A 13461-nucleotide genomic window follows, 5' to 3' on the forward strand; every position below is an offset into this window, starting at 1 on the left:
AGGATCCGCCATGGAAATGACCCTCGAAGTCGTCACGGTCCCGGTCGCGGACCTGGACCGTGCGAAGACGTTCTACGGGGAGGCCGTGGGCTTCAAGGTCGACCTGGACTCCGAAGTCGCTCCGGGCATGCGCATCGTGCAGCTGACGCCGCCCGGCTCGCGGTGCTCCATCGCGCTGATGAGCGGCATGCCCCACCACCCGGAGCAGCCCGAGATGGCGCCGGGCTCGCTGCACGCGCTCCAGATGTGCGTCACGGACATCGCGAAGGCGCACTCGGAGCTGATGTCGCGCGGTGTCCCGGTGACGCCGATCCAGCACGTGGGCGCGCGGGGCTGGGAGGACGGCCCGGGCGAGGAGTGGAACTCCTTCATGTTCTTCAAGGACCCGGACGGCAACACCTGGTGCGTCCAGGAGGCACCGTCCCCGCTGTCGGAACGCTGACGGCCCACGCCGGGCACCGTGGCGCGTACACGCGCGGCCCGGACCGCTGCCGGGTGAGCTTGGACCCCACAGGAAAAGACCCCACAGCAAACACCGTCCGGTCTACCGCGTCACCGGCGCTGACGGGCTGGAGATCGTCCAGGCCTGCGACCACTACTGACCGCATGACCGGGCCCGACAGGGGCCGGGCCCCACTGAGTCCGCGGGCGAGCCGCGCGCCTCGGCGGGGCGCGGACAGTTCGTCGCGTACGCAGCCCGCTGAGGCGGCGAAATCGCCGCGGAAACCGGCTCCGGGTCCGCCCGGAACCGCCTCGGCACGGGCCTTCACGGGATCTCGCGCGGCGGCACAGGCGCCAGTGGACCGGCCGGGTCCGAGGGGTCGTGGGCGGCCCGTACACGGCCGTCGGCCGCTTCCACCGCACCCCGCCTGACCTGGGAGTTCATGCCCATCCGGCATAGCGTTGCCCCCGAGGGAAGGGGACCAGATGCACCGCAGCATCCGCACCGTCGACGACGTACTCACGCTCCTGGACGGCCTGTTCGCGCCCGAGGCCGATCGGTGGACCGCCAAGGGGGCCGACTGGTGGGACGGCTTCTACGCCGACCGTTCCAAAGCAGTGCCGTTCTTCGTCTCCAAGCCGGACGAAAGCCTGGTCGCGTACCTCGACGGGGGGCTCGTACCGGCGCGCGGCCGGGCCCTCGATCTGGGGTGCGGGCCGGGGCGCAACGCCGTCCGGCTCGCCGCCGCGGGGTTCCAGGTCGACGCCGTCGACCTGTCGCCGACCGCTGTCGCGTGGGGCGAGGAGCGGGCGCGGGAGGCGGGGGTGGACGTCCGGTTCGTCTGCGGGGACGCGTTCACGACGGCCGAGCTGACGGGACCGTACGACCTGGTCGTCGACTCCGGGTGCTTCCACCACCTGCCGCCGCACCGCCGCATCAGCTATCTCGCCCTGCTGGACCGTGTCCTCGCGCCCGGCGGTCGTTTCGCGCTCACCTGCTTCGCGGCCGGCGAGATGGGGTCGGAACTGCCGGACGCCGACTTCTACGAAGGGGCCGGCCTCCGTGGCGGACTGGCCTACACGGCCGAGGAGTTGCGGTGGATCTTCTCGGACCTGGAGGAGGTCGAGCTGCGCCGGATGCGCGAACAGCCGCCTGAATCCCCGTACTTCGGCGAGGCATTCCTCTGGACGGGGCTGTTCCGGCGAGCCGCGGCGTGATCCGGCAGCCGCGGCCGGCGGGGCCGCCATTGTCGGTCCCGCCCGCTACCGTCCCTGCCCATGACGACCGAGCCAGGAACGACCGCCGAAGCCCGGACCACCACCCAAGCCGGGACCACCACCGCCGAACCGGACTTCCTCACCCGCACCCGCGCCTCCTACGACGCCATCGCCGCCGACTACGCGGACGTCTTCCGTACCGTGCTGGACGCTCAGCCGCTGGACCGGGCCGTGCTCGGCGCGTTCGCCGAGATGGTCGAGGGGCGGGTCGTCGAGGTCGGGTCGGGGCCGGGTCGGGTGACCGCGCATCTCGACGAGCTCGGGGTGGACGTCTCCGGTGTCGACCTGTCGCCCGCCATGGTCGCTCTCGCCCGGCGCACGTTCCCCGGACTGCGCTTCGAGGAGGGGTCGATGACGGCGCTCGACGTCGCGGACGGGTCCCTCGGCGGGCTCGTCGCCTGGTACTCCGTCATCCACGTCCCGCCCGCCCAACGGCCCGCCGTCTACGCGGAGTTCCACCGGGTCCTGGCTCCGGGCGGGCACCTGCTCCTCGGCTTCCAGGTCGGTGACGAGACCGTGCGCCACACCGAGGGGTTCGGGCACCGGATCTCGCTCGACTTCCACCGGCTGAGGCCCGAACAGGTCGCCGAGCAGCTGGAGTCGGCCGGATTCGAGGTACGGGCACGGATGGTGCGGGAGGCGGATCCGGGCGAGAAGACGCCGCAGGCCCATCTCCTCGCCCGCCGCCGGCCTGACGTGACGGCCTGACGACGGTCCCCCCTGGCGTACGGCGGCCCGGACCGGGGGCGTACACCCCCGGCCCGGGCCGGCCGGTCGCCGTCAGGCCCGCGGCGGCTCGTCCGGGCCGCGGTCCACGCCGGGCTGCTGACCCTCCGCGCGACCGCCGCCGAACTGCTCCCTCATCTTGTCCTGGGCCGTGTCCACGTGGCGGCGGTGCCTGCCCTGAGTCCTCTCGTCCACGTAGTCGCCGGCCTTCTCGATGCCCTGGTTCGTCCGCTCAGGGTGGCCTTTGAGCATGTTCTTGAGCTTGTCCATCATGGACATGGGGCTTTCCTCCTCGACGCAGGGTCCCCCGTCCCTCCAGGGTCACGGCACCCTGCGGAGTTCGCATCCGCAGGACGGACGGACCGGTCCCCGCAGGCCCCACCGGCCGTGACGTCAAGAAGCGCGCCGCAGTCAGCCGACGGCGTTGGACCGGCCGATCGGGTAATGGCGTCCCCTAACCTCGTGCAGGGAGACGACGGATGCCGTCATTGTCCGCCGTGAGGAGGCGATGGTGCTCGGAAGAGGCACGTGGTTGCTCGCGGGCGCCATGGTCGTGGCGTGCTTGATGCTCGTCGGCCCCAGTGCACCGAGCGGTGACCTCTTCGCCAGGTCACTGCCCGTCGACGCCGTCAGGGATGTCGTACCGAACCGGGTCATGACGTGGAACATCTGCAACCCCTGCGAGGAGAGCAACGTCGACCGGGCCGCGGAGATCGCCACCTACGCGCCCCAGGTCATCGGCCTGCAGGAAGCGTGCGTCCGTGACGTCGAGAGGATCCGGGACCATCTGGAAAGCACGTACGGGCTGGTCTACCACGTCGCATACGGGATGGTCCTGAGGAACTGGGGCCGCTGCGGTGGGGCGCCGTGGAGTCCGGGCGCCTTCGGTCAGGCGGTCCTCTCGGCGGCACCGATGACCGACCGCGTCAACGTGGAATACCCCGACGGAGGATCCGAGGACCGCGGGTACGTCGCGGTCACCACCATGGTGGGCGGCCGGTCCGTCCGGATCTTCAACACACACCTCGCCCAACGACGTCAGGAAGCAGTCCGAGCAGACCAGATCGGCGTACTCGCCGCAGACGTCGCCCGGCACGAACACGCGATCGTTCTCGGCGACTTCAACGCCGTGCCGTACGCTCCGGAGCTCTCCGGGATCTGGGCTCTGGCCACGGACACGGACCCACAGTGTCACCCCGCGCCCGCCGGCAGGTGCCGACCGACCACCGACTGGCACAGCACGTTCGATTACATCTTCCTGCGAGGCATCGCCCCGCTCGACCACCGTGTGCATCCCACCCCGTACTCCGACCACCACCTGCTGCACGCCGACCTGGACCCCCGGGGGTGATGGCGGCCGGCACGCCATGCTCCGTCGCAAGCGGTGCCGAGGCGCCCGCCCGGCGCGGCATCGAGACGGGCGAAGCCGGTCCAGCGAGCCGGGCGCTCGGCTGCGCGGGCGGTTGAGCCGATGACTGCGTCCGCCTGGAGCCGGCTTCACCGCCCGCCGGCGTGCGCCCACCGTCCACGACACCGGCGGCATAGAACTGCCCAGCGCGCAGGAGCAGAGAACCCGTGCCGTCAACGGAGCCGAACACTCGTGCGACGGCCCGGAGGCGGCCCAGAAGCGATGACACAGCGCTGGGGCCGATGGTCCACAACCATCAGCCCCAGGCTTCGATCAGCGTCGCCCCCCTGATCTGCGGTTACAGCACCGGCAGCGACTTCCGCAGCTCGAAGGCCGTGACCTCGGAGCGGTACTCCTCCCACTCCTGCTTCTTGTTGCGCAGGAAGAAGTCGAAGACGTGCTCGCCCAGCGTCTCCGCCACCAGCTCGCTGCGCTCCATCAGGTCGATCGCCTCGCCCAGGTTCTGCGGGAGCGGGGCGATGCCCATGGCGCGGCGCTCCGCGTCCGACAGCGCCCACACGTCGTCGTCCGCGCCCGCGGGGAGCTCGTAGCCCTCCTCGATGCCCTTCAGGCCCGCCGCGAGCAGGACCGCGTACGCCAGGTAGGGATTGCAGCCGGAGTCCAGCGAGCGCACCTCGATGCGGGCCGAGCCGGTCTTGCCCGGCTTGTACATCGGAACGCGGATCAGGGCCGAGCGGTTGTTGTGGCCCCAGCAGATGTACGAGGGGGCCTCGCCGCCCGAGCCTGCGGTACGGGCCGAGCCGCCCCAGATGCGCTTGTAGGAGTTGACCCACTGGTTGGTGACGGCCGAGATCTCGGCGGCGTGCCGCAGCAGGCCCGCGATGAACGAGCGGCCGACCTTGGAGAGCTGGTACTCGGCGCCCGACTCGTAGAAGGCGTTGCGGTCGCCCTCGAAGAGGGACAGGTGGGTGTGCATGCCGGAGCCGGGGTACTCCGAGAACGGCTTCGGCATGAACGTCGCCTGGACGCCCTGCTCCAGCGCGACCTGCTTCATGACCAGGCGGAACGTCATGATGTTGTCGGCCGTCGACAGCGCGTCCGCGTAGCGCAGGTCGATCTCCTGCTGGCCCGGCGCGCCCTCGTGGTGGCTGAACTCCACCGAGATGCCCATGGACTCCAGCATCGTGATCGCCTGGCGGCGGAAGTCCATGCCCACGTTCTGCGGGGTGTGGTCGAAGTAGCCGGAGCTGTCGGCGGGGGTGGGGCGGGTGCCGTCGACCGGCTTGTCCTTCAGCAGGAAGAACTCGATCTCCGGGTGGGTGTAGAAGGTGAAGCCCAGGTCGGAGGTCTTGGCGAGGATGCGCTTGAGCACGAAGCGCGGGTCCGCGAAGGACGGCGACCCGTCGGGCATCAGGATGTCGCAGAACATCCGGGCGGTGCCGGGGGCCTCGGCGCGCCAGGGCAGGATCTGGAAGGTGCCCGGGTCGGGCTTGGCGATCATGTCCGACTCGTAGACGCGCGCGAAGCCCTCGATCGCGGAGCCGTCGAAGCCGATGCCCTCGTCGAAGGCCTGCTCCAGTTCGGCGGGGGCCACGGCGACGGACTTGAGGAAGCCGAGCACGTCGGTGAACCACAGGCGCACGAAGCGGATGTCGCGCTCCTCGAGCGTACGGAGCACGAATTCCTGCTGCTTGTCCATGTCTGCGTTCCTACCCATCCTTGCCGGTCCCGCCGCCTGTCTGCCGCCTGCCTGCCCGCCCTCCCCGAGCATCCCATTCACGGGTTTCGGGCAGGTTGCGCGAGCGGCTGTGCCCATTGTGGGCCAGGGCACATCCGGAGACGACCCTGAGGGGGTGCCTCGCCACTCCCGGGCCTGTTGTGAAGGCTCTCACGCAGGGCCGAGGGCGCCGTCGCCCCGGTGCGACGGGGCCTTCGGGCGGTTCGCGCCGCTTGTCGCCGTCGGAGCGGTGAGGTTTCCCTCCCCATCCGGCCTGCGCAGCCCGTGCGCCTACTACGATCTCGGGCCATGAGGGGTTCGCGGAGCGACCGCGTCTCGCGCAGTGCGCGTCCCACGGCTCTGCTGAGCTCCGTGGCGACGCTGCTGGGCGCGCTCTTCATCTGCCTGGGCCCGTCGGCGCCCGCGCCCCACCCGGGGGCGGCGCACGGGGCGGCGGCCCTGCGGGCACCCGGTGCCGCCGCCGGCGGCGCCGAGCCCTCGGCCGCGTTCAGCTGCCCGTACGACCGCGGCGACTGCGGCCTGCTGCCGGTGCTGAGTCCGGCCGTGCTCACCGCGCCCCCGCCCGACGCTCCCCCGGCCGCGGCCGCCGAGATCCCGTACCCGACGGCGCCGGCCGGCCGGGCCGGGCCGCCGCGGACCGGCGCCCTGCCCCGGGCCCCCGACCTGCACGTCCTTCAAGTGCTGCGGGCGTAGATCCGCCCGCTCGCTTCCCGCGCACCGACCGACACCCCCGCAGATCCCACGAAGGACGACCCCACGATGGTTTCCCGTAACACGACCAATGAGCGCCGGGCCCGAATAGAGCAGATGCGCCGCGCCGAGCAGGCCCGCGAGCGCCGCAACCGCATCATCACGATCGCCGTCAGCACCGTCGTCGTCACCGCGCTCGTCGGCTTCGGCGCCTTCGTGCTCAACAAGAAGTCCGACGAGAAGGACCAGGAGGTCGCGATGGCCAAGGCCCCGGTCACCGGCGAGCAGACCTGGGACGCCAAGAAGCTGGGCCGCAACCACGTCGAGACCCAGGTGAAGTACGAGATGGCCCCGCCGGTCGGCGGCGACCACCACCAGGTGTGGATGAACTGCAACGGCGACGTCTACACCGAGCCCGTCCCCGACGTGAACGCCGTCCACTCGCTGGAGCACGGCGCGGTGTGGGTGACGTACACCGACAAGGCCGCCGAGGCCGATGTGAAGAAGCTCGGCGAGAAGGTCGAGAAGACCCCGTACTCGCTGATGAGCCCGTACAAGGACCAGAAGGGCGCGATCATGCTGAGCGCCTGGGGCAAGCAGGTCACGGTCGACTCGGCCGACGACCCGCGCGTGAACCAGTTCTTCACCAAGTACGTCCAGGGCCCGCAGACGCCCGAGCCCGGTGCGGCCTGCACGGGCGGGCTGAGCGGGAAGTGAGCGGCATGACGCGTACGCACTGGGCCGCGATCACCGCGGTCGTGCTCGCGCTGCTGTTCGCCGGGGCCGCGACGGTGGCCTCCGCGGGCGGGGACACGTCCGCGTCCCGTACGCCCACGGGCGATTCGGCGGACGCCGGCTTCGCCCGGGACATGTCGGTCCACCATCAGCAGGCGGTGGAGATGTCGTTCACCGTCCGAGACCGGACGAAGGACGAGGAGGTGCGCGGGCTCGCGTACGACATCGCCAACACGCAGGCCAACCAGCGCGGCATGATGCTGGGCTGGCTCGACCTGTGGGAACTGCCCAAGGTCGTGGCCGGCCGCGAGCCGATGGAGTGGATGGAGCAGGGCGCGGACGCCTCGTCCGGACACGGCTCCGGACACGGGGGACACGGCTCGGGGCACGCCGGCGGCACGGCCGAGGACGGCCGGCTGATGCCCGGCATGGCGACGAAGGACGAGCTGGAGCGGCTGCGCGGGCTCAGCGGCCGCCAGGCGGAGGTCCTCTACCTCCAGCTGATGATCAACCACCACAACGGCGGTGTGGCCATGGCCCAGGGCTGCGTGGATCTGTGCGCCGTCGGCACGGAGCGCGATCTGGCGCAGGGCATGGTGGACGCGCAGCGCTCGGAGGTCGAGCTGATGGTCGGCCTGTTGCGGAAGCGCGGCGCCCAGCCGCTCGCCTGACCCGTACAAGAGGCCCGGCCCGTCACCGCGTGGTGACGGGCCGAGCCTCTTCCGTACGGCGCGCCAGAACCGTCCGTACGGTGTGCGGCCGGCCGTGCGGTGTGTCAGGCGACCGTGGCCGTGACGGTGGCGACGGTCGCCGCGACCATCGCCGCCTGCATGTTCCGGATGGCCTCGCGCACGCCCTCGCCCGCCCACTGCGCGTCGGCGATCTTCGCCATCCGGCCCTCGACCGTTTTGGGCGGCACGTCCGGGAACGCGATCCGGTGGAGCTTCGCGCCGTGCAGCAGCGCGATCAGCCCGGCGGTGCGGTCGTCGGGCCGGCCGTCGCCGAGGACCGCACCGGACAGCCGCCCGCGCAGCTCACGTTCCACGGAGGCGTCCGCCTCGGGGTAGCGCCGGACCGGGAAGAGGCCGAGGGCGTGGTGGCGCTGCTCGGTGACGAGTCCGCGGGACACGAGGCTGTCGAGCGTCGCGCGCGGGGCCTTGGACCGGTCCTTGGTGAGCCAGGCCGTGACCTTGGCCGAGCGGCGCTTCGCCGACCAGTCCATGATCGTCCGCAGCCGTCCGTCCAGCAGGGGGACGCCGGTCGGGGTCGGGTCGACCGTCCGCAGGGCCTTGTCGGCGACCGAGACGCGGCCCGCCAACGCCAGATCCAGCAGGATGCCGCCCGCCACCGCCCAGGCGGCGGCCGTCCTCTCCTTGGCGGCGCCGGACTCGTCGTCCAGCGACAGCAGCATGATCTCCTCGGCCAGCGTGGCGGTCATGCGTGGTTCCCCTCGTTCGTTGCGTTGCCCGGCCGGCCCTGGTCAGGGGCCCGTCGCGCGGCACGTGCCTGCGCCGCGCGTCATCAGGAACGACGCCGTGCCGGGGCAGCGGGTTCCCCCGGGCCGTACGGGCCGGTGCCCGCAGCGGTCGCGTACCCCGAACGGCGCAACCACAATGGGATGGCTCGGGCCTTTCGGCATCCAGGAGGCACGTTCGATGACCACCGCCAAAGACATCATGCACGCGGGCGCCCAGTGGATCCCCGCGCACGAGACCCTCGACCGCGCCGCACAGATGATGCGCGACATGGACGTGGGCGCCCTGCCCATCGCGGACGCCGACGAACGGCTCTGCGGCATCCTCACCGACCGTGACATCGTCGTGGGCTGCGTGGCCATGGGGCACGACCCGTCGAAGGTGACGGCGGGCGAGATGGCCAAGGGCACGCCGCGCTGGATCGACGCGAACGCGGACGTCGAGGAGGTGCTGCGCGAGATGCAGGGCCGCCAGATCCGCCGGCTGCCGGTGATCGAGAACAAGCGCCTCGTCGGCATGATCAGCGAGGCCGATCTGGCGCAGCACCTCAACGAGGACCAGATCGCGGGCTGGGCGGAACGGGTCTACTCGGAGACCGGACCGCGTTCGTAGCTGCCTGTCGGCGCGGCGCACAGGTGCCGCGCCGACTTCCGGCCCGTGCGTGCGCTGCGCGCCACGGGTCCCGGCCGCCGGACACGGCGCGGGGTGCAGTCCGGCGGCCGGAAAACCACCCGCGCCTGCGGCCCGGCCCGGGCGCCGGCCCGCAGGCGCGGGTGCGGGTGCGGTACGTGGGGGCGGGCGCAGGCGGCGGTGCGGTGGGGGCGGGAGCCGCTCACCGCCGTTCCCTCCCGTCCCTCCTGTCCCTCCCGTCCCTCCCGTCCCTCGCGTCCCTCCCGTCCCTCCCGTCCCTCCCGTCCCTCGCGTCCCTCCCGTCCCTCCGGTCCCTCCGGTCCCGAGACATCGCGTCAGAAAGACGATTACACTGAGCCGCGTGCCTCAACTACGCATCGCTCTGAACCAGATCGACTCGACCGTCGGCGACCTCGCCGGCAACGCCGAGGCAATCGTCCACTGGACCCGGCACGCGGCCGGGCAGGGGGCGCACCTCGTCGCGTTCCCCGAGATGGTGCTGACCGGGTACCCCGTCGAGGACCTGGCCCTGCGCTCGTCGTTCGTCGAGGCGTCCCGCGCCGCGCTGCGGGCGCTCGCCGCACGGCTCGCCGCCGAGGGGTTCGGGGACCTGCCGGTCGTCGTCGGCTACCTGGACCGCGCGGAGACGGCCCAGCCCAAGTACGGCCAGCCCGCCGGCGCTCCGCAGAACGCCGGTGCCGTGCTGCACGGCGGCGAGGTGGTGCTGACCTTCGCCAAGCACCACCTGCCCAACTACGGCGTGTTCGACGAGTTCCGGTACTTCGTGCCGGGCGACACCATGCCGGTCCTCCGCCTCCACGGCGTCGACGTCGCGCTCGCGATCTGCGAGGACCTGTGGCAGGACGGCGGCCGCGTGCCGGCGGCCCGCAGTGCGAAGGCCGGTCTGCTGGTCTCGATCAACGCCTCGCCGTACGAGCGCGAGAAGGACGACACCCGCCTGGAGCTGGTGCGCAAGCGCGCCCAGGAGGCCGGCTGCACCACCGCGTACCTGGCGATGATCGGCGGGCAGGACGAGCTCGTCTTCGACGGCGACTCCATCGTGGTGGGCGCCGACGGCGAAGTGATCGCCCGCGCCCCGCAGTTCGCCGAGGGGTGTGTCGTCCTGGACCTGGAGCTGCCCGCGGCGGCGGCCGACGCGCCCACCGGGGTCGTGGACGACGGCCTGGCCATCGACCGCGTCGTGCTGTCCGAGGAGCCGCTGCCCGCGTACGAGGCCGAGGTCGGCGGCGGGTACGCCGACCGGCTCGACGACGACGAGGAGGTGTACTCCGCGCTGGTCGTCGGCCTGCGCGCGTACGCCGCCAAGAACGGCTTCCGGTCCGTCCTCGTCGGTCTCTCCGGCGGCATCGACTCCGCGCTCGTCGCGGCCATCGCCTGCGACGCGCTCGGCGCGCAGAACGTGTACGGCGTCTCGATGCCGTCCAGGTACAGCTCCGACCACTCCAAGGGCGACGCCGCCGAGCTGGCGCGCCGGACCGGGCTGAACTTCCGGACCGTGCCGATCGAGCCGATGTTCGAGGCGTACATGGGCTCGCTCGGGCTCACCGGGCTGGCCGAGGAGAACCTCCAGTCGCGGCTGCGCGGCACGATGCTGATGGCCATCTCCAACCAGGAGGGCCACATCGTGCTCGCGCCGGGCAACAAGTCCGAGCTGGCGGTGGGGTATTCGACGCTGTACGGCGACTCGGTCGGGGCGTACGGGCCGATCAAGGACGTCTACAAGACGGCCGTCTTCCGGCTCGCGAAGTGGCGCAACCGCGCCGCGGAGGAGCGCGGCCAGATCCCGCCGATCCCGGAGGCGTCGATCTCCAAGCCGCCGAGCGCTGAGCTGCGCCCGGGCCAGGTGGACTCCGACTCGCTGCCCGACTACGAGGTGCTGGACCGCCTCCTCGAGCTGTACGTCGACCGTGACCAGGGCAAGGACGCGATCGTCGCGGCGGGCTTCGACGAGGAGCTGGTGGCGAGGACGCTGCGGATGGTGGACACGGCGGAGTACAAGCGCCGCCAGTATCCGCCGGGCACCAAGATCTCGGCCAAGGTCTTCGGCAAGGACCGGCGGCTGCCGATCACGAACCGGTGGCGCGAGACGACGAGCTGACCGACGCCCGGGCCGGGGTGCTGCCCGCGACGACGCGGATGAACAGGACGGTGTCGGGTGCAATGTCAACGACGAAGATGTTCAGAGGGGCCTCGAAGTAGACCCATTGCCCCGCTCTGACGTCTGGGTCCTGAAACCATAGAGCCTGTTCCTCGACATGGCGGATTACCGAGGCGAGGTGCTTTAGCTTCTGGCCTGTACTGTCAGAATCAGCTGCTGCCTCTAGTTCAAATTCGCCCACTGGGGTGGTGGCACGGAACGCCGTCAGACGGCGACCGATCCAATTTCTGCCATGCTCAGGGACGAACTGTCTGAGTTTACGGTCCGACAGATACACGAGTTCTCTCATCTAATCTCGCCGTACATCGGGTTGAGCCCCCCTCGTGCCTGCTACGCCGGTGTCGTTCGACACCGTTACAAGGAGAGAGTCCCTCTTCTCAAAGACTCTGCTTCCACGGGTAGTCGCCGCCGGCTTGGTGCCGCCGCAGTCGACCTTGAAGCCGGCGTGCTGGCCGAGGGTGGTGAGCGAGGCGCAGCCGGGGAGGCCGTTGGCATCCCTTCCCTTGTAGCTCTGGGCGCGTTACTCGGCACGGTAGGCGGCCTTGGTCTGCCCGCCGAAGAAGCTGGTCGCACACGAACCGGACGTTGGGCAGGGCCACCCTGGAGGCTCGCTTCCTGTCTATTGCCAGGGGGTCACGGTGAGCCGGATGCGGGCGCTCTCCCCGAGAATGGGGCCGGCGGTCGTGGGCAGATCGATGTGGGTGACCCAGATTCCGGCGGCGGGTTCCTCGTCTGCGAGGCCGCGTTCGCCGGTCGGCCGGTGGTCGCTGATCGGACCGGTGATGTCGGAGTTCCAGGCGGCCGACAGCGCGGGCGTGGCCGCCGTAGCCTCGGCGCCGACGTCCACGATGAGGATGTCGTCGAAGTCGGCGGTCTGCTCCAGGTGGTCACGGAAGCTCAGCAGCCCGTCGCGTCGGCGCAGCGAAAGCACCCGTAGGTGCAGCGCGTACCGCAGGGTGTCCGACCCGCCGGTGCGCAGTCCCGAGCACAGGAAGGTGTCCACCAGGGGCACGGACCCGTCTCCGTCCGGGCCTTCTTCGATCCGGCCGCCCGTTCCGTCCGGCAGCTGGATCGGGCACCACTGGTCGCTCGTCCGCTCGTGCGTGACGATGTGCAGGCCGCGCACCGAGAGACGGATCTCCGCCTGCCAGGTCGTGTCCGAGGTCCGGGACAGCCGGTGGCCGACCAGCGCGGCCTCCACCCTGCGGTCGCCGAACAGGAACCGCCGCAGGTTCTGGTAGCCCTCCTCGGAGTTGACCAGCCCGTAGCGGCCGCTGTGGCTGCGGTGCACGTACGCCACATGCGCGCCGGGGACATACGCGTTGTCGATCTGCACCAGACCGTCGCTGCGCGGACCGACCGCCGCCGACGACAGACCCCGCGCCACGTCGTAGTCGGTCGGATTGGTCCCGATCAGGCAGAAGACACGCTCGAGCGGGAAGGCCAACGGCCGGTCGGTCGGCATGGCACGGGGATCCCAGTCGCCCGGCGGGCCGTCCGGGTCGCGCAGATCCGTGGGCGTCAGATACGCGTACATCCGCTCCGGGCCGAAGACGTCGGCGCCGTTGATGCCGGTCAGATCGCGCAGCCGCTCCAGCAGTCCGAAGCCCGCGTCGAAGGCGATGCCGCCGTGAGGCGTGCCATAGGTGAAGAACTTGCCCACCCAGTCGGCCGGATCCCGGCCGAGGCCGGGGAGGACCTTCTGGATGAGACAGCGGCACACCAGCCCGCCCATGGAGTGGGCCACCAGATGGACGCGCGGCGCCCCCGACTTCGCCCGGAGCGTCTCGATCAGTCTCAGCAGATCCTGCGCGGCTGTCTCCAGCCGGAACTCGCGGGGCTTACGGCCCCAGGTGGTGGCCGAGGTGTCGTAGAAGCGGTGGACCCAGATGCTGTCCGGCGGGACCGTGTCGTGGGTGGCCAGATAGGCCTCTTGCCCGCCGTCGACCAGGATCTGGTAGCCCTCGTCCAGGTGCAGCCGCAGCAACGGGCTCTCGAACTGGTAGAAGTACGGCTCGTTCTCCGGGCCGATACGGATGTGGGTGGAGCCCTCGTTGAAGCCGTAGAAGGGGTCCGTCACCACCTTGTCGATGCCGGCGGTGTCGCCGGCGAAGCCCCGGACGTAGACAATCGGGAGCTTCTCCGCCCCTGCCATCAGGTTCTCCTCCCGATCAGCACTCACCGATGCCCCATGACCGAC

At 71.0% G+C, this 13461-nt stretch carries 14 protein-coding genes; 9 read left to right on the plus strand and 5 right to left on the minus strand.

Translation table 11 applies throughout. The features are described from left to right. Positions 1–10 precede the first annotated feature (10 nt). From ACLB9X_RS02055 to ACLB9X_RS02065, 3 genes are all read left to right on the plus strand, one after another. Positions 11–442, plus strand: a complete 432-nt coding sequence (locus ACLB9X_RS02055; protein ID WP_410358428.1) for a VOC family protein — start codon at positions 11–13, stop codon at positions 440–442. Positions 443–927: 485 nt separating this feature from the next. Then, positions 928–1659 carry a class I SAM-dependent methyltransferase gene (locus ACLB9X_RS02060; RefSeq protein WP_410358429.1) on the plus strand — a complete coding sequence of 244 codons (732 nt, stop codon included), beginning with the start codon at positions 928–930 and terminating at the stop codon, positions 1657–1659. A gap of 60 nt (positions 1660–1719) precedes the next feature. After that, positions 1720–2427 carry a class I SAM-dependent DNA methyltransferase gene (locus ACLB9X_RS02065; protein ID WP_410358430.1) on the plus strand — a complete coding sequence of 236 codons (708 nt, stop codon included), beginning with the start codon at positions 1720–1722 and terminating at the stop codon, positions 2425–2427. A 72-nt stretch (positions 2428–2499) separates the two neighbouring features. Here ACLB9X_RS02065 and ACLB9X_RS02070 read toward each other — a convergent pair whose 3' ends face one another. Continuing rightward, a complete protein-coding gene (locus ACLB9X_RS02070) occupies positions 2500–2724 on the minus strand; it encodes an antitoxin (protein ID WP_410358431.1) in 225 nt (74 codons plus the stop codon). Positions 2725–2953: 229 nt separating this feature from the next. On the opposite strand from ACLB9X_RS02070, the gene ACLB9X_RS02075 reads away from it, so the two are divergent. Then, complete coding sequence (locus tag ACLB9X_RS02075) at positions 2954–3796, plus strand: endonuclease/exonuclease/phosphatase family protein (protein ID WP_410358432.1); 843 nt, start codon at positions 2954–2956, stop codon at positions 3794–3796. Positions 3797–4151: 355 nt separating this feature from the next. On the opposite strand, the gene ACLB9X_RS02080 is transcribed toward ACLB9X_RS02075, so the two are convergent. Next, a complete protein-coding gene (locus ACLB9X_RS02080; RefSeq protein WP_392324861.1) occupies positions 4152–5513 on the minus strand; it encodes a glutamine synthetase family protein in 1362 nt (453 codons plus the stop codon). Between the two features lie 327 nt (positions 5514–5840). Between ACLB9X_RS02080 and ACLB9X_RS02085 the strand changes: the two genes are divergently transcribed. The 3 genes from ACLB9X_RS02085 to ACLB9X_RS02095 all read left to right on the plus strand — a co-directional run bounded on the left by ACLB9X_RS02085 (position 5841) and on the right by ACLB9X_RS02095 (position 7648). After that, the gene (locus ACLB9X_RS02085) at positions 5841–6245 is read left to right on the plus strand and encodes a hypothetical protein (protein WP_410358433.1); all 405 of its coding nucleotides are present in this window, start codon (positions 5841–5843) and stop codon (positions 6243–6245) included. A 66-nt stretch (positions 6246–6311) separates the two neighbouring features. Next, a complete protein-coding gene (locus ACLB9X_RS02090) occupies positions 6312–6959 on the plus strand; it encodes a DUF3105 domain-containing protein (protein WP_410358434.1) in 648 nt (215 codons plus the stop codon). Positions 6960–6964: 5 nt separating this feature from the next. Then, positions 6965–7648 carry a DUF305 domain-containing protein gene (locus ACLB9X_RS02095; RefSeq protein WP_410358435.1) on the plus strand — a complete coding sequence of 228 codons (684 nt, stop codon included), beginning with the start codon at positions 6965–6967 and terminating at the stop codon, positions 7646–7648. 104 nt (positions 7649–7752) lie between these two features. On the opposite strand, the gene ACLB9X_RS02100 is transcribed toward ACLB9X_RS02095, so the two are convergent. Beyond that, positions 7753–8415, minus strand: a complete 663-nt coding sequence (locus ACLB9X_RS02100) for a GOLPH3/VPS74 family protein (protein WP_410358436.1) — start codon at positions 8413–8415, stop codon at positions 7753–7755. Positions 8416–8632: 217 nt separating this feature from the next. On the opposite strand from ACLB9X_RS02100, the gene ACLB9X_RS02105 reads away from it, so the two are divergent. Further along, positions 8633–9064 carry a CBS domain-containing protein gene (locus tag ACLB9X_RS02105; protein ID WP_410358437.1) on the plus strand — a complete coding sequence of 144 codons (432 nt, stop codon included), beginning with the start codon at positions 8633–8635 and terminating at the stop codon, positions 9062–9064. A gap of 379 nt (positions 9065–9443) precedes the next feature. Continuing rightward, positions 9444–11201, plus strand: a complete 1758-nt coding sequence (locus tag ACLB9X_RS02110) for an NAD+ synthase (protein WP_410358438.1) — start codon at positions 9444–9446, stop codon at positions 11199–11201. On the opposite strand, the gene ACLB9X_RS02115 is transcribed toward ACLB9X_RS02110, so the two are convergent. Both ACLB9X_RS02115 and ACLB9X_RS02120 read right to left on the minus strand, forming a co-directional pair. Next, positions 11170–11538 carry an SAVMC3_10250 family protein gene (locus tag ACLB9X_RS02115; protein ID WP_410358439.1) on the minus strand — a complete coding sequence of 123 codons (369 nt, stop codon included), beginning with the start codon at positions 11536–11538 and terminating at the stop codon, positions 11170–11172. The genes ACLB9X_RS02110 and ACLB9X_RS02115 overlap by 32 nt on opposite strands. A 342-nt stretch (positions 11539–11880) precedes the next feature. Continuing rightward, positions 11881–13416, minus strand: a complete 1536-nt coding sequence (locus ACLB9X_RS02120) for an esterase/lipase family protein (RefSeq protein ID WP_410358440.1) — start codon at positions 13414–13416, stop codon at positions 11881–11883. Positions 13417–13461: the final 45 nt, after the last annotated feature.

Origin of the sequence: Streptomyces sp. 5K101 (assembly GCF_046506645.1) — a bacterium.
Lineage (GTDB): Bacteria > Actinomycetota > Actinomycetes > Streptomycetales > Streptomycetaceae > Streptomyces.

Coding starts and splice junctions, on each gene's coding strand:
- ACLB9X_RS02090 (WP_410358434.1), top strand. CDS start 6,312: ATGGTTTCCCGTAACACGACCAATGAGCGCCGGGCCCGAATAGAGCAG.
- ACLB9X_RS02105 (WP_410358437.1), top strand. CDS start 8,633: ATGACCACCGCCAAAGACATCATGCACGCGGGCGCCCAGTGGATCCCC.
- ACLB9X_RS02065 (WP_410358430.1), top strand. CDS start 1,720: ATGACGACCGAGCCAGGAACGACCGCCGAAGCCCGGACCACCACCCAA.
- ACLB9X_RS02055 (WP_410358428.1), top strand. CDS start 11: ATGGAAATGACCCTCGAAGTCGTCACGGTCCCGGTCGCGGACCTGGAC.
- ACLB9X_RS02070 (WP_410358431.1), bottom strand. CDS start 2,724: ATGTCCATGATGGACAAGCTCAAGAACATGCTCAAAGGCCACCCTGAG.
- ACLB9X_RS02120 (WP_410358440.1), bottom strand. CDS start 13,416: ATGGCAGGGGCGGAGAAGCTCCCGATTGTCTACGTCCGGGGCTTCGCC.
- ACLB9X_RS02095 (WP_410358435.1), top strand. CDS start 6,965: ATGACGCGTACGCACTGGGCCGCGATCACCGCGGTCGTGCTCGCGCTG.
- ACLB9X_RS02080 (WP_392324861.1), bottom strand. CDS start 5,513: ATGGACAAGCAGCAGGAATTCGTGCTCCGTACGCTCGAGGAGCGCGAC.
- ACLB9X_RS02100 (WP_410358436.1), bottom strand. CDS start 8,415: ATGACCGCCACGCTGGCCGAGGAGATCATGCTGCTGTCGCTGGACGAC.
- ACLB9X_RS02060 (WP_410358429.1), top strand. CDS start 928: ATGCACCGCAGCATCCGCACCGTCGACGACGTACTCACGCTCCTGGAC.
- ACLB9X_RS02085 (WP_410358433.1), top strand. CDS start 5,841: ATGAGGGGTTCGCGGAGCGACCGCGTCTCGCGCAGTGCGCGTCCCACG.
- ACLB9X_RS02075 (WP_410358432.1), top strand. CDS start 2,954: ATGGTGCTCGGAAGAGGCACGTGGTTGCTCGCGGGCGCCATGGTCGTG.